This window comes from Clostridium sp. 1001271st1 H5 (assembly GCF_005845215.1).
Taxonomy (GTDB): Bacteria; Bacillota; Clostridia; order Lachnospirales; family Lachnospiraceae; genus Enterocloster.
The window spans coordinates 129359-146898 of sequence record NZ_SPHO01000012.1; the positions used below are offsets into that span (position 1 = coordinate 129359).

Annotated in this window: 20 protein-coding genes; 19 read left to right on the forward strand and 1 reads right to left on the reverse strand. The window is 47.5% G+C overall.

What is annotated here, in order from left to right; translation table 11 throughout:
- The first annotated feature begins 3 nt into the window (after nucleotides 1-3).
- From rpsM to FGS84_RS18615, 5 genes are all read left to right on the forward strand, one after another.
- Complete coding sequence (gene rpsM, locus FGS84_RS18595) at nucleotides 4-372, forward strand: 30S ribosomal protein S13 (protein ID WP_138309925.1); 369 nt, start codon at nucleotides 4-6, stop codon at nucleotides 370-372.
- Nucleotides 373-460: 88 nt separating this feature from the next.
- A complete protein-coding gene (gene rpsK / locus FGS84_RS18600) occupies nucleotides 461-865 on the forward strand; it encodes a 30S ribosomal protein S11 (protein ID WP_002566488.1) in 405 nt (134 codons plus the stop codon).
- A 26-nt stretch (nucleotides 866-891) separates the two neighbouring features.
- On the forward strand, nucleotides 892-1485 hold the full coding sequence (gene rpsD / locus FGS84_RS18605) for a 30S ribosomal protein S4 (protein WP_138309926.1): 594 nt from the start codon (nucleotides 892-894) through the stop codon (nucleotides 1483-1485).
- Nucleotides 1486-1658: 173 nt separating this feature from the next.
- Nucleotides 1659-2621 (forward strand): DNA-directed RNA polymerase subunit alpha, encoded by a 963-nt coding sequence (locus FGS84_RS18610; RefSeq protein ID WP_002566486.1) that lies wholly within the window; start codon nucleotides 1659-1661, stop codon nucleotides 2619-2621.
- A gap of 205 nt (nucleotides 2622-2826) precedes the next feature.
- Nucleotides 2827-3363: a L17 family ribosomal protein gene (locus tag FGS84_RS18615; protein ID WP_138309927.1), complete on the forward strand. Its 537-nt coding sequence runs from the start codon at nucleotides 2827-2829 to the stop codon at nucleotides 3361-3363.
- A gap of 91 nt (nucleotides 3364-3454) precedes the next feature.
- On the opposite strand, the gene FGS84_RS18620 is transcribed toward FGS84_RS18615, so the two are convergent.
- On the reverse strand, nucleotides 3455-4633 hold the full coding sequence (locus FGS84_RS18620) for a sugar diacid recognition domain-containing protein (RefSeq protein WP_138309928.1): 1179 nt from the start codon (nucleotides 4631-4633) through the stop codon (nucleotides 3455-3457).
- Nucleotides 4634-4908: 275 nt separating this feature from the next.
- On the opposite strand from FGS84_RS18620, the gene FGS84_RS18625 reads away from it, so the two are divergent.
- From FGS84_RS18625 to rplM, 14 genes are all read left to right on the forward strand, one after another.
- Nucleotides 4909-5796 carry an alpha/beta hydrolase gene (locus tag FGS84_RS18625; protein ID WP_138309929.1) on the forward strand — a complete coding sequence of 296 codons (888 nt, stop codon included), beginning with the start codon at nucleotides 4909-4911 and terminating at the stop codon, nucleotides 5794-5796.
- A gap of 16 nt (nucleotides 5797-5812) precedes the next feature.
- Nucleotides 5813-6898 carry a sialic acid TRAP transporter substrate-binding protein SiaP gene (locus tag FGS84_RS18630; protein ID WP_138309930.1) on the forward strand — a complete coding sequence of 362 codons (1086 nt, stop codon included), beginning with the start codon at nucleotides 5813-5815 and terminating at the stop codon, nucleotides 6896-6898.
- A gap of 33 nt (nucleotides 6899-6931) precedes the next feature.
- The gene (locus FGS84_RS18635) at nucleotides 6932-7432 is read left to right on the forward strand and encodes a TRAP transporter small permease (protein WP_138309931.1); all 501 of its coding nucleotides are present in this window, start codon (nucleotides 6932-6934) and stop codon (nucleotides 7430-7432) included.
- Nucleotides 7429-8703 carry a TRAP transporter large permease gene (locus FGS84_RS18640; protein WP_138309932.1) on the forward strand — a complete coding sequence of 425 codons (1275 nt, stop codon included), beginning with the start codon at nucleotides 7429-7431 and terminating at the stop codon, nucleotides 8701-8703. The genes FGS84_RS18635 and FGS84_RS18640 overlap by 4 nt, the downstream gene beginning before the upstream one ends.
- Nucleotides 8704-8932: 229 nt before the next feature.
- A complete protein-coding gene (locus FGS84_RS18645; protein ID WP_138309933.1) occupies nucleotides 8933-10183 on the forward strand; it encodes an N-acetylmuramoyl-L-alanine amidase family protein in 1251 nt (416 codons plus the stop codon).
- A gap of 87 nt (nucleotides 10184-10270) precedes the next feature.
- Nucleotides 10271-11266: a hypothetical protein gene (locus FGS84_RS18650; RefSeq protein WP_138309934.1), complete on the forward strand. Its 996-nt coding sequence runs from the start codon at nucleotides 10271-10273 to the stop codon at nucleotides 11264-11266.
- A 46-nt stretch (nucleotides 11267-11312) separates the two neighbouring features.
- The gene (locus FGS84_RS18655) at nucleotides 11313-12305 is read left to right on the forward strand and encodes a hypothetical protein (protein ID WP_138309935.1); all 993 of its coding nucleotides are present in this window, start codon (nucleotides 11313-11315) and stop codon (nucleotides 12303-12305) included.
- Between the two features lie 250 nt (nucleotides 12306-12555).
- The gene (locus FGS84_RS18660; protein WP_138309936.1) at nucleotides 12556-12993 is read left to right on the forward strand and encodes a LytTR family DNA-binding domain-containing protein; all 438 of its coding nucleotides are present in this window, start codon (nucleotides 12556-12558) and stop codon (nucleotides 12991-12993) included.
- Nucleotides 12994-13003: 10 nt separating this feature from the next.
- Entirely contained in the window at nucleotides 13004-13423 is a 420-nt protein-coding gene (locus tag FGS84_RS18665; protein WP_138309937.1) for a DUF3021 family protein, read from the forward strand.
- Nucleotides 13424-13542: 119 nt separating this feature from the next.
- The gene (locus tag FGS84_RS18670) at nucleotides 13543-14397 is read left to right on the forward strand and encodes an energy-coupling factor transporter ATPase (protein ID WP_138309938.1); all 855 of its coding nucleotides are present in this window, start codon (nucleotides 13543-13545) and stop codon (nucleotides 14395-14397) included.
- A gap of 17 nt (nucleotides 14398-14414) precedes the next feature.
- Nucleotides 14415-15293, forward strand: coding sequence for an energy-coupling factor transporter ATPase (locus FGS84_RS18675; RefSeq protein WP_138309939.1), 879 nt, complete (start codon nucleotides 14415-14417; stop codon nucleotides 15291-15293).
- A complete protein-coding gene (locus FGS84_RS18680) occupies nucleotides 15286-16086 on the forward strand; it encodes an energy-coupling factor transporter transmembrane component T (protein WP_138309940.1) in 801 nt (266 codons plus the stop codon). The genes FGS84_RS18675 and FGS84_RS18680 overlap by 8 nt, the downstream gene beginning before the upstream one ends.
- 32 nt (nucleotides 16087-16118) lie before the next feature.
- Entirely contained in the window at nucleotides 16119-16862 is a 744-nt protein-coding gene (truA, locus tag FGS84_RS18685) for a tRNA pseudouridine(38-40) synthase TruA (RefSeq protein ID WP_138309941.1), read from the forward strand.
- A gap of 226 nt (nucleotides 16863-17088) precedes the next feature.
- The gene (rplM, locus tag FGS84_RS18690; RefSeq protein WP_002566477.1) at nucleotides 17089-17517 is read left to right on the forward strand and encodes a 50S ribosomal protein L13; all 429 of its coding nucleotides are present in this window, start codon (nucleotides 17089-17091) and stop codon (nucleotides 17515-17517) included.
- Nucleotides 17518-17540: the final 23 nt, after the last annotated feature.

A 17540-nucleotide genomic window follows, 5' to 3' on the forward strand; every position in this document is an offset into this window, starting at 1 on the left:
CACATGGCTCGTATTTCAGGTGTTGACTTACCAAGAGAAAAACGTGTTGAGATCGGTCTTACTTACATCTACGGTATTGGTAGAGCAAGCTCCAACCGCATCTTAGCAGCAGCTGGCGTTAACCCAGACACTCGTGTTAAGGATTTAACCGATGATGAGGTGAAGAAGCTGGCAACAACAATCGCTGAGACTCAGACTGTTGAAGGTGATCTTCGTAGAGAGATTGCTATGAACATCAAGAGACTTCAGGAAATTGGATGCTACAGAGGAATCCGTCATAGAAAGAGCCTGCCGGTTCGTGGCCAGAAGACCAAGACCAACGCCAGAACTTGCAAGGGTCCGAGGAAGACAGTAGCAAACAAGAAAAAGTAATTTAGTAACATCGTAACCGAATTCGATTTACATGTTTTAAAAACAGGAAGAGCGAATTCAAGAAAATGAGAAAGTAGGTTAGTTTAAAATGGCTAAAAAAGTGTCCACTACAGCAAAAAAAGTGACAAAAAAGCGTGTAAAGAAAAACGTTGAACGCGGACAGGCACATATCCAGTCATCTTTTAATAACACAATCGTTACATTAACTGATGCACAGGGTAACGCTTTATCATGGGCTAGTGCCGGCGGTCTGGGATTTAGAGGTTCAAGAAAATCTACTCCATATGCAGCTCAGATGGCGGCAGAAACTGCTACAAAGGCAGCTCTCGTACATGGCTTAAAATCCGTAGACGTTATGGTTAAGGGTCCTGGTTCAGGACGTGAGGCAGCAATCCGCGCCCTTCAGGCATGCGGGCTGGAAGTAACAAGCATTAAGGACGTGACACCGGTTCCACATAACGGATGCCGTCCGCCAAAACGTAGAAGAGTCTGATTGATTTTAATTAGGAGGTAATTAAAGTGGCAGTAGATAGAGTTCCTGTTCTTAAAAGATGTAGGTCCCTTGGTCTGGACCCAATCTATTTAGGAATTGATAAAAAGTCCAACAGAGAATCCAAGAGAACAAACAAGAAGTTAAGTGAATACGGCATGCAGTTAAGAGAAAAGCAGAAAGCCAAGTTCATTTACGGCGTATTAGAGAAACCTTTCCGTAATTACTATGCCAAGGCATCCAAGATGAATGGTATGGTAGGTACTAACCTGATGATTCTGTTAGAGTGCAGACTGGACAACGTGCTGTTCCGCATGGGTCTGGGCCGTACACGTAAAGAAGCAAGACAGATTGTTGACCATAAGCACATTCTGGTTAACGGCAAGCCAGTTAACATTCCATCCTACCGCGTTAAGGCCGGCGATGTTATCGAAGTGAAGGAGAAGTACAAATCCGCACAGAGATATAAAGACATCCTGGAAGTAACCGGAGGACGTCTGGTTCCGGCTTGGCTGGATGTAGACCAGGAGAACCTGCGCGGCACCGTTAAGGAAATGCCGACCAGGGATGAAATTGATGTTCCAGTAAACGAAATGCTTATCGTCGAGTTGTACTCCAAGTAATCCTACAATTGTTTATAAATTGTACAAGGTATGCCTGTCCTCTGTGGGGCAGGCGTACTTTGCAGGATGAAAAACCCGAACTTACGCCTTGGGCTGTGTTTGGGCAGTGCACTGCTTTGCAGTGCTTTATTTCCCTCGAGATTTGATAGAAACCCAAAAAGGAGGGGCTATTAGTGTTCGATTTTGAAAAACCAAACATTGAAATCGCAGAGATTTCAGAAGACAAGAGATACGGCAAGTTTGTAGTTGAACCACTTGAGAGAGGTTACGGCACTACGCTGGGCAATTCCTTAAGGAGAATCATGCTTTCTTCTTTACCCGGAGCCGCAGTGAGTCAGGTAAAAATCGATGGCGTTTTGCATGAGTTCAGTTCCATCCCCGGAGTTAAGGAAGATGTGACTGAAATTATTATGAACATCAAAAGCTTAGCGATTAAGAACAACAGCGATACCGATGAGCCCAAGGTTGCATACATTGAATTTGAAGGCGAAGGTGTAATTACTGCAGCTGATATCCAGGCAGATGCTGATATCGAGATTATGAATCCCGACCAGATTATTGCCACATTAAGCGGCGGCACAGACAGCAAGTTCTATATGGAGCTTACCATCACCAAAGGCCGCGGCTATATCAGCGCCGATAAGAATAAGAACGACGATTTACCAATCGGGGTCATAGCAGTTGATTCCATCTACACTCCTGTGGAGCGCGTGAATATGGCGGTAGCCAATACACGTGTGGGACAGCAGACGGACTACGATAAGCTTACACTTGAGATTTATACCAACGGCACCCTGGCTCCCGATGAGGCTGTCAGCCTGGCCGCCAAGGTATTAAGCGAGCACCTGAACCTGTTCATTGATCTTTCCGAGAATGCCAAGACCGCTGAAATCATGGTAGAGAAGGAAGACAATGAGAAAGAGAAAGTGCTTGAGATGAATATCGACGAACTGGAGCTTTCCGTTCGTTCCTACAACTGTCTGAAGAGAGCCGGCATCAACACAGTGGAAGAACTGTGCAACAGGACCTCAGAGGATATGATGAAGGTTCGTAACTTAGGCCGCAAGTCCTTAGAGGAAGTGCTGGCTAAGTTAAAGGAATTAGGCTTACAGCTGAATCCAAGCGACGACAACTAAGCGACCGAACGCAGTGAGGGAGCGCAGCGAAGCGGAGTTTGCGTTTCCGCACAGACCGAACGCAGTGAGGGAGCTTTACTCCCGGTCAGTAAGTCCAAAGAAGCATGACTGAGAGAGCCAAATAGAATAAGTGGGCGAAAACGCCGATGCCAGTAAGTCCAAAGAAGCATGGTGAAGGTGTTCCACAATAATGGAGGAAAATAAAATGGCAGGATATAGAAAATTAGGAAGAACTTCCGACCAGAGAAAGGCTTTAATCAGAAGCCAGGTAACAGCGCTGTTATATCATGGACACATCAGGACAACTGAGACCCGTGCAAAGGAAATCCGCAAGGTTGCAGAAGGTCTGATTGCCATGGCAGTTAAGGAGAAGGATAACTTCGAGACTGTAAAGGTTACCGCTAAGGTTGCCCGCAAGGACAAAGACGGCAAGAGGGTTAAAGAAGTTGTAGACGGCAAGAGAGTTACCGTATACGATGAGGTAGAGAAGGAAATCAAGAAAGATATGCCTTCCAGACTGCATGCCAGGAGACAGATGTTAAAGGTTCTCTACGGAGTGACCGAGGTTCCGGCTGCTGCTGCAGGAAAGAAGAAAAATACCAAGTCCGTTGACCTGGTAGCTAAGATTTTTGACGACGTTGCTCCTAAGTATGTAGGCCGTAATGGTGGTTACACCAGAATCGTTAAGATTGGCCAGCGTAAGGGCGATGGCGCTATGGAAGTTCTGATTGAATTAGTATAATTCCGTATAGAAACAGATTATGGGTATCCCGGAGGGCATGAACTGCCTCGGGATACCCTTTTTGTATTGGCTTGTAGTTCTTTTGAGTCAGCTAAGGGGTGAGGGAGTGGGTATAAAAGTAATAAAGCTGCTGTGTGAATTCCCTTCCGGTGTTGTCATTGACAGGGTCAATCCTGAAAAGCTGTTTATATCTGTTTATCCAGTTAATCAGTGTGTTGCGATGAAGATACAGTTCTTTTGCACTGGTAGAAATATTCATGTTATTTCGGAGCAATGTTCCCATATTACGCGAAAATGAATCCCATTCTTTATTAAGCAGGACCTCAGAAAAAACATTGAATATCATTGTACTTTCCTCCATATCAATCTGGCTCTGTATATATTCAAAAACATAATCATAAAAATAGTAAATCATTGTGGCATGTTCGCAGGTTACATCCGCACAATTATTGCAGACCCACAATGTATGACGGAAGGCCCTGTGGTAGTTCAATAAATTATCCTGAAGAGAGCCCACCGTGCATATGAATGGACGCCCGTCGTTGATATTTAGCTCCTGGGCATTTCTTATATAGATATCCACCAGGTCACGATACTGCGAAATGGATTGGGAGGGGTCCCGGGAGAGTGACTTGAACACAACTGCATTCTGTCCGCGGGTAATGCAGATAATATCCTGGCTGCTGTAGGATGGATTTCGTTTGAATTCCGTTATCAGTTTTTCTTCACTTAATTCATTGTATCTGAGAATAAATAATATGGGAACACGTACTATGGAGGTATCAATATTAAATTTCTCAGTTATATGATGGACTTCTGACGGAAAGGGGTCTTCTTCACAATATAAGAGTATTTTTGTGAAGATATTTCGTTGGTCCAGTTTTCCCCAATATGCTTCTTTATAAAACTCCATTTCATAAAAGGACTGGGCAGTCAGCATACACATGGATTCCAACGATTTAGCCTCCAGCAGATTGCCTTCCAGACTAAGTGCCCCCAGAAAACTTTGCCCGTGATGAAGGGGGATGTAAATACCTTCCCGGGCATTGGATAATTGGGAAAGGCCCTGGGATGTTATATGGACTGTCTGATTCTCATTAATGGCCCGGAATGCGGGTTCGCAGAATTTTCCCAGATAGCATTCATTGGCACTGGCAATGATTGAGCCGCGCAGATTGGTTATGCTCAGGCATATTCCATGTTCTGCCAGGGCCCCCTGAAGGTGTTGTACAAATTTTTGGGATACATGGGCCATTTCAAAAGCATTCAAAGCGTTACCTCCATCTGTTATCACATTTTCTGAATTATCTTAACATGTACCATTTAATCTTGCAAGACGCAGGGGGGATACCAAAATCAGGACCTGGACAGGATAGGATTTTTTTAAAATGCAAAGAAAATATGCAGTGTGCACATTATTAAATGGAAAATGAGAACAGTATGAATATTGCCTGAAAATGACTAATTAAATATAATTAATTCATACAAATTCAAGGGTTGGCCAGCCTGAAATAAGATTCGTTCATCATAAAAGGAGACAAGAATATGGTTTTAGTCGAGAGTGAAGAAACAGCCACTGTTTTGGAGACTCCGGATTTGCACCGCAAGTTTTTGAATGTGCGGTACGCAGAGTGCACCGACGATGAGGTGATGGACATATATCTGCCGGAACAGGGAGAGGGTCCCTTTCCTGTCATTGTGGATATACATGGGGGCGGCTGGTATTACGGGGCAAAAAGCTCCCTGAAAATCAAACCGGTCCTCCAGGGGTTAAAACGGGGTTATGCTGTGGTATCGCTGCAATATACATGGAGCGTGCACGGACATTTTCCTATACAGATATATGACATCAAAGCAGCCATCCGGTATCTGCGGGCAAATGCTGCTGCATACCACATCAATCCGGATAAAATCGGACTATGGGGGTTATCCGCCGGAGCGCATCTTGCCTCACTTGCAGGAACCGGTGCAGCGGTTCCCCAGTTGGAAGACCTGGATATGGGGAATCCAAGAGAAAGTTCCGCAGTACAGTGTGTGGTTGCTTTATACCCAATTATAGACATCACGAAACTGGAACGCCAGCACAGGCAATATGGCATGAATCCCAATGAGGCATGTACAAATGACGAGTCAATGGGGGGGATGCTCTTCGGAATGGCCCCCTGTAAGGTTCCTCATTTATGTGAACTGGCAAATCCGGAAAATTACATTACAAAAGACTGCCCTCCTTTTTTTATCCAGCATGGACTGGCTGATACGGTTGTTCCATTTCAGCAGAGTATATTATTTGCAGATAAGCTGGAGAAAATAATCGGACAGGACAAGGTAACTCTTGAACTTTTTTCGCAGGTGGACCATGCAGAGGCATTTTTTAGGACACCGGAAAACACTGAGAAAATTTTTACGTTTTTGGATAAATACCTGAGACCATAAAGAAAGGAAGAATATTATGAAAAAATCAATGTTAATCTGTGGCGTTACCATGTCCGTTATATTATCAGCAGCAATAATGAGCGCCTGCGCCTCATCTACAAAGGAAAGCGCCCCCCCGGCAGTCTCCGGAACAGCAGCTTCATCTGAGGATGCATCGGGCGAGGGGGAATCTCCAAATACAGAAGAGCAAAAGGAGGTTTCGCTTCAGTACAGTACAACATCCACGCCGGGAACCGTCTATGTACAGGCATTTCAGCGAATGGCAGATGAAGTGGAGGAGAAGACCGGCGGAAAGGTGCATGTGGTTATATATGATTCCAGCCAGCTGGGAAATGAGAGTGATGTGGATACAAATGTACTGGACGGCAGTATTGACATGTGCAATACCGGTTCAGGGGAATTGGGAAAGCGCTATCCGGCTTTTAATGTGTTTCAGGCTCCGTATCTGTTTGGAAGCTATGAGCACTTTGAAAAGTTCATAGGCAGTGACGTGGAAAAAGATTTATTTCAGAAGGCAAACCAGAATTTAGGTGTCACTGTATGCGGCACCCAGACCATGGGAGCCAGGTATGTTATTACCACAGGGATAAAGGCCACCACACCTGCGGAGTTTGCCGGGGCCAAGATACGATGCCCTGATATGCCCTCTATCATTTCAACTGTTAATGGTCTAGGGGCAGCCGCCACTCCCATGGCTGCCACGGAGCAGTATCTGGCTATGCAGCAGGGCGTTGTGGATGGTGCTGAACATACATTGTCGGGATTTTCAGCGTGGAATATACAGGAACTATGTAAAGAACTGATGCTTACGAATCATGCCCGTGAAGTAACGTTTACACTTGTATCGCAAAGCTGCCTTGATAAGCTGACCAAGGATAACCAGCAGATACTTCTGGAGGCTATTGATAATGCGGCGTCCTGGGCAAATGAACAGACAAATAAGGAAGAAGAAGGGTTCATGAAGCGGTATCAGGAGGAAAACGGAATCGAGCTTGTAGAAGTAGACGATGCTGCTTTCAGGGAGGCACTGGCGCCTGTTGCTGAAAAGCTGAGTGCAGATGACCCGGAATTGTATGCTGAAATTCAGAAGCTGGAACAGTAATCATAAGGGGATTTTCAGAAAAAGGATGACGATATGGAAAATATAGTTAAGATTATGATTTCCAAGCTGGAATACGTGGAGCGGGTGGTCACTTCTGTTATCTTTTGCTCCATGATGATAGTTGTCACTGCCCAGATTGTCATGCGGTATGCACTTAACAGTCCGTTGTTTTGGAGCGAGGAATTTGCAAGGTACGTATATGTATGGCTGGTATTCATTGGCTCAGCGTATTGTGTGACACAAGACAAGCATGTGGCTGTTACCCTTGTCACGGACCGCCTTCCTGTATTTTGGCAAAAGGTATTGAAAGTTTCCTGTAACCTGCTGGTGGCGGCAGCCTTGATATATATGCTGCCGCACGCGGCAAGATATGCCTTTAAACAGGGTAATCTGTTATCCGGATGCATGCAGATTCCCATGAGCTATGTGTTTGCAGCTATTCCGGCCGGATATGCGCTAGTGGCGGTCCATATGCTCCTTCAAATTATTCTTATTATCAAGGCTGAGCCTGAACAGGAGGTGTTAAAACCATGATAGCCATGATAGTGGTACTTATAGTCCTGATGGTATGCGGGATGCCTATAGGATTCTCTCTGCTGCTGGGCTCCCTTGCATATTTCTTATCAGCAGATGCCTCTCTGAACATTATAGTCCAGAAAATGGCAATGACGGTTGGGGATTCATTCTCCATGATGGCAGTACCGTTTTTCATGTTCGCAGGCGCAGTGATGAATCATAGCGGAATCACAGGACAGATTTTTGGTTTTGCAGACAAGCTTGTGGGGCATATAAGGGGCGGCATGGGGCATGCCAACATCCTGGCGTCCGTCATCTTTGCAGGGATGTCCGGAAGCGCGATTGCGGACACCGGCGGTCTGGGAGCCATAGAGCTTAAGGCAATGAAGGATGCAGGATATGATGATGATTTTTCTCTTGCTATCACAGGGGCGTCCAGTTGTATAGGACCGGTAATTCCTCCAAGCGTACCGTTTGTTATGTACGGAGTGATTGCAGGGGTATCCATAGGGGCACTTTTTATGGCAGGGGTGGTCCCGGGCCTGTGTATGGCATTGGCAATGGCTATTGTTGTCTGGTATCAGGCAAAGAAACGGGGATATGAACCTCATGCGCGTGCCGGTATCAGGGAAATTGGGCATAGTTTTGTCCATTCCTTCTGGGGCCTGCTGGCGCCGGTGATATTGATTGGCGGTATTGTTACCGGTGTATGTACTCCAACGGAGGCTGCTGTTGTAGCCGCCGCATATTCACTGATTATCTCCTTTGCCACCCATAACATAAAAATCAGAGACCTTCCGGCCATTATTGATGAGACAGTTAAGACAACGGCCATGGTCATGCTGATTGCATCCGCCAGCTGTGTATTTGGATGGATTTTGACAGTTGAACAGATTCCGGTACATGCGGCCGCTGCAATATCCTCAATTGTACCAAATAAGATAGTAGCAATATTATTGGTGAACTTATTGTTTCTCGTGGTTGGTATGTTTATGGATGGGACAGCGTCAATTATCATTCTAACCCCTATTCTGGTTCCCCTTATGAGCTCATACGGCATGAATCTGGTGCATTTTGGCGTGCTTATGACAGTGAATGTAATGATTGGCCTTCTGACTCCCCCGGTGGGAATGGTGCTGTATGTGCTGTCCGGTGTGTCGGGCGTTAAGGTGGAATCCATTTCCAGGGCCATGATACCATATATCATAACATTAATTATAGTAGTATTGATTCTTTCGTTTGTACCGCAGTTAGTGTTGTTTCTTCCCGGCCTGATGGGGGCCATATAATCCTATTACTAAAGATAAGTATGATTGACACAAATTTATTGGGTCTGGCAGATATTGCCAGGCCCGGTTTTGCATTAAAAATAATAAAGGCTATTAGAAAATTATCGTGAAAATATCGCAAGAATATCGTAAGTTGACGCAAAACTGTCCCCTGGTCTATAATAGAACCAGGAAAAGAAAAAACAAGGAAAGTGCAGCAAGGGGGAATCCTTGGAGGAGGTTGAATTTCATGAGAAGCATGAAGCGATTGTTATGTCTGGCCCTGGCCACCGGTACGCTGGTTACAGCGATGCCCATCCAGTCCCTGGCATCATCTGATTATAAGTATATCACGAATATTTCCCTGAAGGTGGACATAGACCTGGATTCAGGGGATGAAATCAATGATGGTGACAGCCTGGGAACGGATTCCAGCGACAGCGGGAACAAGGTATACACTTCATCAAACAAATACAGGGTACAGTCAGCAGAGTGGTCCAATAATAAAGAAGTGACCATTGGCGATACACCGAAGATAACCGTATGGCTGGAGCCTGAAAGCTCCAGCAACAGCAACTATGATTACCGTTTCCGCAGCAGCTACAGTTCAGGAAGCGTAAGCGTAAGCGGAGGTACCTTTGTGTCTGCCTCCAAAAGCGGAAGCGACCTTAAGGTGGTAATCAGGGCCAACGGCATCAAGGGAACCTACGACCCGCCGGAAGACGCGGAATGGGGTAACACCCGGGGCAGGGCCAGATGGGAGGAACCGGAGAACGGCGGTTCCGGATACTATGACGTATATTTATACCGCGGCTCATCCGTTGTCAAGAAGCTGGAGGAGTACAAGGGTACATCCTATAATTTTTATCCCTATATGACCAAGGAAGGTGATTATTCCTTTAAGGTAAGGACGGTTCCCCACACAGAGGAGGAAAAGAAGCGGGGTAAGAAGAGTGAATGGACAGAGGCAGGAGACTTGTATATTGCAGAGGATGAAGTCTCTGACGGCACTGGTCAGGAGAATGGCAACGGCAGTACTCCCAGTGGAGGAAACACGGACGTAGGATGGCGCAAGGAAGGCGATACCTGGTATTTTAAATATCCTGACGGCAACTACCAGAAAAACGGCTGGCTGAAATGGAATGAAAAATGGTACCTGTTTGATGAAACCGGCAAAATGATTACTGGCTGGAAACAGACCAACAGCGGATGGTACTACCTGGGTGAAAACGGCGACATGAAGACAGGCTGGGTCAAGTCCAATAATATTTGGTATTACATGAATCCCAACCAGGATGGGCCGGAAGGCGCCATGGTTAAGAACAGCTGGCTTACCATTGACGGAAAGACGTATTTCATGAATGAAAGCGGCGCCATGGTAGAAGGCTGGTACAAGATTCAGGATAACTGGTACTATTTTTATCCGGGACAGGGTCAGAAGGCCGTAAACACGTCCATCAGCGGATTCCAGTTAGATGCCAACGGAGTATGGCAGCATTAAATACAGAGGTTTGTGAGCAATTTGTGGGAAAAAGAGGTATGACGGCATTTTTCATAGATAAAGGAAGGATAGTTGAAAGGAGATGCTATGAAAAGAAGCAGATTTGGTTTTACAGCTGCTGCCGTTTGTTTGATGGTGTTTGGCCTGAGCATGAGTGCTCAGGCTAAAACCACATATAGGCTGGAGATTACCAACCAGTATGACACAGAGGGCGCCAGCAGGGACGACAATGACAAGGACAGGGTACATCCCCTGGAGCCGGATGTGGAAGTGGCTGGGAGTTCCTCTGATGCGCTGGAGCTGGCATCAGATGTGGAGTGGTCCAGGGATTCTCTGAACTGGAGCGCAGGCAATGAAGTGACCGGAACCCTGTATCTGGGCTGTTCCGGAACCCTGAGCAAGGACAGCCTGGAGCTTCATGTGACCAATGGAAGGAATGAAGCAAAGATTTCCTCTGTTAAAAGGTATACGGGAGAGGATTATGAATCGGATTTGGGAAATGTTTATCAGGTGAAATTTAAGTACCAGACAGCTGCCCAGCTGGGAGAAACCAGCTGGGCCGGCTGGGACAGCTCCAATCCCTGTCTTGCCAGATGGAATGCCGTTAAGTATGCCAGCACCTACCGGGTTATTCTCTATGATAACCAGGGGTCTGTGGTGAGCCAGCTGGTGGAAGGCGGTACGGAGTATGATTTTTCACCGTTTATGACAAAGGAGGGAGTGCAGTATTACTTTGAGGTCCAGGCGGTTGCGAGAAACGGAAACCAGCAGGATTATCTTGAGGATGGAGAACCTGTAAGCTCCCTGGCCTCCGGAGCCAGCACACCGGGCATTACCGACGGCCTCTGGGGAGATTATCAGGAGGGCAGGCGTTTTACCTATCAGGATGGGACCATAGCCGCGGACCGGTGGGAGCTTATTATGGGTAAGTGGTATTATTTTAACCCGGAAGGTTACGCTGTCACCGGATGGAACCAGATACAGGATACATGGTATTACATGTATGAGGATGGCGCCATGGCAGCGGGGGTTACAACGCCGGACGGCTATCAGGTAGACGGCAGCGGAGCCTGGATACATTGATGCAAGGGTAACGGATTATGGTTTGTTGCGAAAGGGAGCGTGTAATATGGGGAGACTGAAACAGCAGGCAGTCATTTGGATGTCGGGGGTGCTGTTGGTGTTCATGTGCGGGACGGCTATGGCGTCTTCAAGGACAGAGATAGACAGCATATCCCTGGAGGTAGAGTCAGATATTGAGGCGGGGGACAGTTCCGGCGATGTGGATGTGACCTGTGATTCCAGCGACTATTATGTGGATGATGTGGAGATAACCAACGAGCCGAAAAACGGATGGGATGACGGCCATAGGCCAAAGCTGAAAGTGACGCTGGAGGCAGAGGATGACTATTACTTTTCTTCGGACCTGTCTAAAAATGATGTGGATATAAGAGGAGCGGACGGTAAGGTTACTTCTGTTACCAGAAAGAGCAGTACCCTGATTGTGTATATTACCCTGGATTCACTGGACGGCAGCGGAAGCGGGTATGATTTGGATGTCCATGGACTGGAATGGGATGAATCGGACGGCATGGCCAGCTGGGAGGACAGCACAGATGCAAGAAAATATGAAGTAAGGCTTTACCGCAATGAGAATTCCGCTACCTCCGTTCTCACAACCTCGGATACCAGCTATGATTTTTCCGGTTATATCACAAGAAGCGGTGAGTATATGTTTAAGGTAAGGGCTGTGTACAATTCCTCTGACAAGGGAAGCTGGGAGGAATCAGACTCCTGGTATGTCTCGTCTGATGAGGCAGATGAAATCAGCAATGGCAGGAGGACACACAGTTCATCCTCCTCCAGTTCCAGTTACAAAGGCGCATGGCTCAGGGATACGGTTGGCTGGTGGTACTGCAACGCGGATAAGAGCTATACGGTAAATAACTGGCAGTACATTGATGACAGGTGGTATTTCTTTAATGCGGCGGGATACATGGTCACGGGCTGGATTGACTGGAACGGCAGGTGGTATTACTGCGGCGATGACGGAGCCATGTATTATGACACCACTACTCCGGACGGGTATTATGTGGGAGATGATGGGGCCTGGGTGCAGTAAATTGCCGGAATAATATTTGTATACATCAAGTATTGAAGTATTATAATACCAGCAGAGAAACGTTATTAGTGCATTGTAAGAGAAACGATTCCCGGAGAGCAGCTGCTCTTCGGGGATTTTTTTTCCCAGGGCAACTCATCCGGCCTAAGGGCATGTCACCGCAAAACAGTTGCATTCACACTGAAGAGAAAATATAATGAATCTGTAAGTATAAACCAATGCGCGCAGGGATTACAGGAAGGCGGGGGCAGTGAAGCTGACAATCAACCAGGATATAAACAATACAGAAGATGAAGTCGTCATTAAATGTGCATATGCAGATGAACGCATCACAAGGATGATTGACTACATCCGCCAGCTCTTCTTTTCCCTGGAAGGGGAGAAGGAGGGGAGAACCTACCAGATTCCCGTTGAAGGAATTTTTTATGCGGATTCGGTGGATGGAAAAACATTTATATATAATAAAAATGAGGCATACCTGGTCAGGCAGACACTGACTTCCCTGGAGGAACAGCTGGTGCATACGGCCTTTGTGCGCATCAGCAAAAACTGCCTTATGAATACGGCAAAGCTTAAATGTGTGCAGCCCTATATCAACCACAGAATGCTGGCTGAACTGGAAAATGGGGAGAGATTAATCATTACGAGAAACTATATCGACGGATTAAAAGCAAAATTAAGAAAATAGGGGGATTCAAATGAACCGTATCATAAAAAATTATCTGCCGTCCTTTGTCATCACCTTTACGATTGCTGTCCTCTATTCATGCGCCATGAACCTGGCAGCAGGTTCTCCTTACCTGAGTATACATTATGTAATGGAGCTGACGGCCTTCCTGGCAGCCGTGCAGCTGGTGGAGTGGGGGCTTGAACAGGTGGACTTCAGAAATACCGGGGGATACCTTTTGGCGGAAATCCTTTTGATTTATGGGATGCTGATGGCATTTGCATATTTTGGAAAATGGATACCCTTCCGCCTGGGTCCGGTTTTGCAGCTGACACTGGTTTTCGCAGCTGTCATGGCACTGGTGCACCATTACTTTTGCAGGGTGTCCAGGATGCATGCAGACCAGATAAACAGGATGCTGGGGGAACGGGATGAAAAGGGTATTAGGTAAAGGCACACCCACTGGTCCATGACCGGGAATGGGATTATTGCGCTGCTGCTCTTGACTTCTATAGTAATATAAACTAAAATTGAGAAACGTAGCAGAACGAAGGTTTTGAAAGGACGCATATGGGAATCGTTAAAGCGGCAAAACTGGTATATGAGTATATCAGGCGCGATGAGGAAGAAAATATAGAAGAAGTGAACCGGGCCATTGACGGCGTGGATGTGGATATAAAAAAGGGTGATTTTGTGGCTGTGCTGGGCCATAACGGTTCCGGCAAGTCCACTCTGGCCAAACATATCAACGGTCTTCTGCTGCCCACGGAAGGCACTGTGTGGGTGGGAGACATGGATACCAGGGATGAGGAACATATCTGGGATGTGCGCAAGACAGCAGGCATGGTGTTCCAGAATCCGGATAACCAGATTATTGGCAATATTGTGGAGGAGGACGTGGGCTTTGGGCCGGAGAATATAGGCGTGCCCACAGAGGAGATATGGAAGCGCGTGGAGGCGAGCCTGAAAGCAGTTGGAATGACCGCCTACCGGCTCCAGTCCCCCAATAAGCTCTCAGGAGGACAGAAGCAGAGGGTTGCCATAGCGGGCGTTATGGCCATGAAGCCGGAGTGCATTATTCTGGACGAGCCCACTGCCATGCTGGACCCCAACGGCCGTAGGGAGGTCATTCGTACCATTCATGAGCTAAACCGGGCAGAGGGCATCACGGTCCTGCTGATTACCCATTATATGGAGGAGGCCATTGAGGCTGACAGAATCATCGTTATGGATGATGGAAGGATTGTCATGGACGGACAGCCAAGGGAGATATTCTCCAGGGTCAGGGAGCTGAAAAGCCATGGGCTGGACGTGCCCCAGGTGACGGAGCTGGCCTGGGAGCTTAAGGAGGCAGGGATGCCTCTGACGGATGGAATCCTTAGCAGGGAAGAGCTGGTGGAACAGCTGGTACCCCTTCTGAGATAGAGAGAAGGAGATAGAGGATGTCAATAAAAGCAGTTGATTTGAATTTTGTATATGGCGGCGGTACGGCGTTTGAACAGCATGCCCTGTTTGACGTGAACCTGGAGATTGGGGATGGGGAATTCGTAGGGCTGATTGGACATACGGGTTCCGGCAAATCCACCCTGATTCAGCACTTAAACGGACTGATAAAGGCCAGTGCAGGGGAGCTCTTCTACAATGGGGAGAACATCTACAGCCAGGGTTATGATATGAAGCAGCTGAGAAGCAAGGTGGGCCTGGTGTTCCAGTATCCGGAGCACCAGCTCTTTGAAGTGGACGTGCTGACAGACGTATGCTTCGGACCTAAGAATCAGGGACTGAGCAGGGAGGAGGCTGAGGCCAGGGCCAGGAAGGCACTGGAGCAGGTGGGGCTGGACCCTTCTTATTACAAACAGTCTCCCTTTGAACTGTCCGGAGGCCAGAAACGGCGGGTGGCCATAGCAGGCGTGCTGGCCATGGAACCGGAGGTCCTTATACTGGATGAGCCGACGGCTGGTCTGGACCCAAGGGGGAGGGACGAAATTCTGGACCAGATTGACAGACTTCACCGGGAGCGTCATATGACCATCATACTGGTTTCCCACAGCATGGAAGATGTGGCCAGATATGCGGACCGGCTTATTGTGATGAACCATGGACAGAAGGTATTTGACGGCGCCCCCAGGGAGGTATTCCGCCATTACAAAGAACTGGAGACAATGGGACTGGCTGCGCCCCAGATAACCTATCTGGTCCATGACCTGAAGGCCAGGGGCATTGATATTGACGATGATATTACCACAGTGGCAGAGGCCAGGGAGGCGATTCTGGCGCTGAGGAATAAACTGACAGAAAGCAGCAGGGATAAAAATGTTTAGAGAAATTACATTGGGCCAGTACTATCCGGTGGACTCGGCAGTCCACAGACTGGACCCCAGGACAAAGCTTTTTGGTACCATGGTGTTCATAGCGTCCTTGTTTGTCGCAAATAATATATGGGGCTATGTCATTGCCACGGTGGTGCTGGCAGCTGTGATTAAGATGACCAGGGTGCCGGTCCGTTTCATACTCAAGGGCCTGAAGGCCATCGTGATTCTGCTGCTAATCAGCGTCAGCTTTAACCTGTTCCTTACAGACGGACGTATACTGGTAAAGTTCTGGATTTTTAAGATAACCTTTGAGGGTGTGCGCATGGCCTTTTTTATGGGCCTGAGGCTTATTTACCTGGTCATCGGCTCCTCTGTCATGACTCTGACCACCACGCCCAACCAGCTGACGGACGGCCTGGAAAAGGGTCTTGGCTGTCTGAAACGGTTCAGGGTGCCGGTCCACGAGGTTGCCATGATGATGTCCATTGCCCTCCGGTTCATACCGATTCTGGTGGAGGAAACCGATAAAATCATGAAGGCCCAGATGGCCAGGGGAGCTGATTTTGAGACGGGCAATCTGATACAGAAGGCAAAGGCCATGGTGCCTCTTTTGGTGCCTCTGTTCATCTCCGCCTTCCGCAGGGCTACAGATTTGGCCATGGCCATGGAGGCGCGCTGTTACCGGGGGGGCGACGGCCGTACAAAGATGAAACCCCTGCAGTACCGCCAGGCGGACCATGACGCCTATATGATATATGCCCTGTATTTTGTGGTAATCATAGCGTCCAGGGTTTATCTTTAAACAAGTACAGCGTAAACAGGAAGGTAGGATGAATGAAACGGATACGGCTTGTGGTTGCCTATGACGGCACCCATTATCATGGCTGGCAGATACAGCCCGGGGCAGTGACCATTGAATCAGTGCTGAATGAAGCCCTTACCCAGCTTATGAGAGAACCCATTCAGGTCATAGGAGCCAGCAGGACAGACTCAGGTGTTCATTCCAGGGGTAATGTGGCTGTTTTTGACACCGAAAGCCAGATGCCCCCGGATAAAATCTGTATGGCCCTGAACCAGAGGCTTCCGGAGGATATCCGGGTCCAGGTGTCAGAAGAAGTGCCCTCTGACTGGCATCCCAGGAAATGTGCCTGTGTTAAGACCTATGAATACAGAATTTTAAACCGGAGAATCAACATGCCCATGGAGCGCCTGTACTCCCATTTCTGTTATTTTAAGCTGGATGTGGACAGGATGCAGGAGGCCGCGGCCATGCTGACAGGGGAACATGATTTTAAAAGCTTCTGCAGTGTCCGTACGCAGGTGACGGATACGGTGAGGACCATATATACCATTGATGTGGCAAAAAATGCCGATGATATAATCAGCATACGGGTGACCGGTAACGGTTTCCTTTACAATATGGTGCGTATCATAGCAGGGACCCTGATGGCGGTGGGAACCGGCCAGATACGGCCGGAGGACATGACGTCCATTCTGGAGGCAAGGGACCGGCGGGCAGCAGGGCCCACAGCGCCTGCCAGAGGGCTTACCCTGATAGAAATGAAATATGACCTGTAAATGCCGGAATATCTTTGTTTTTCGGCATTTTTTCTTTGCAAAGTGGTTGACAGGGAGTGTTTGGTATTATATAATATAAAACTGTGACATTAGCAAAGAATGCTCATCCAAAGCCCCGGAGTGAGCACTTTGATTGATAAATACTTCCCATATTTATCAGGCATATAGCGGGCATCCGTTGGATGTCAGGTGTATAACAAGGTTGAGATTAACAGGAGGTTAACCAATGAAGAGTTTTATGGCTAGTCCAGCGACAATTGAAAGAAAATGGTATGTAGTTGATGCTACAGGATATACATTAGGACGTCTGTCTTCAGAGATAGCAAAGGTTTTAAGAGGAAAGAACAAGCCGATTTTCACACCTCATATGGATTGCGGCGATTATGTAATCGTTGTAAACGCTGAGAAGATTAAGGTAACCGGCAAGAAGTTAGACCAGAAGATTTATTACAATCACTCTGATTACGTAGGCGGCATGAGAGAGACAACCCTGCGTGAATTGATGGCTAAGAAGCCTGAGAAGGTTATCGAGTTAGCAGTTAAGGGTATGCTTCCAAAGGGACCTCTGGGAAGAAGCATGTTTGGCAAGCTTCATGTATATGCAGGCCCAGACCATGAGCAGGCAGCACAGAAACCAGAAGTTTTAACATTTTAATGAGGATTGGAGGAAGAAAGTAT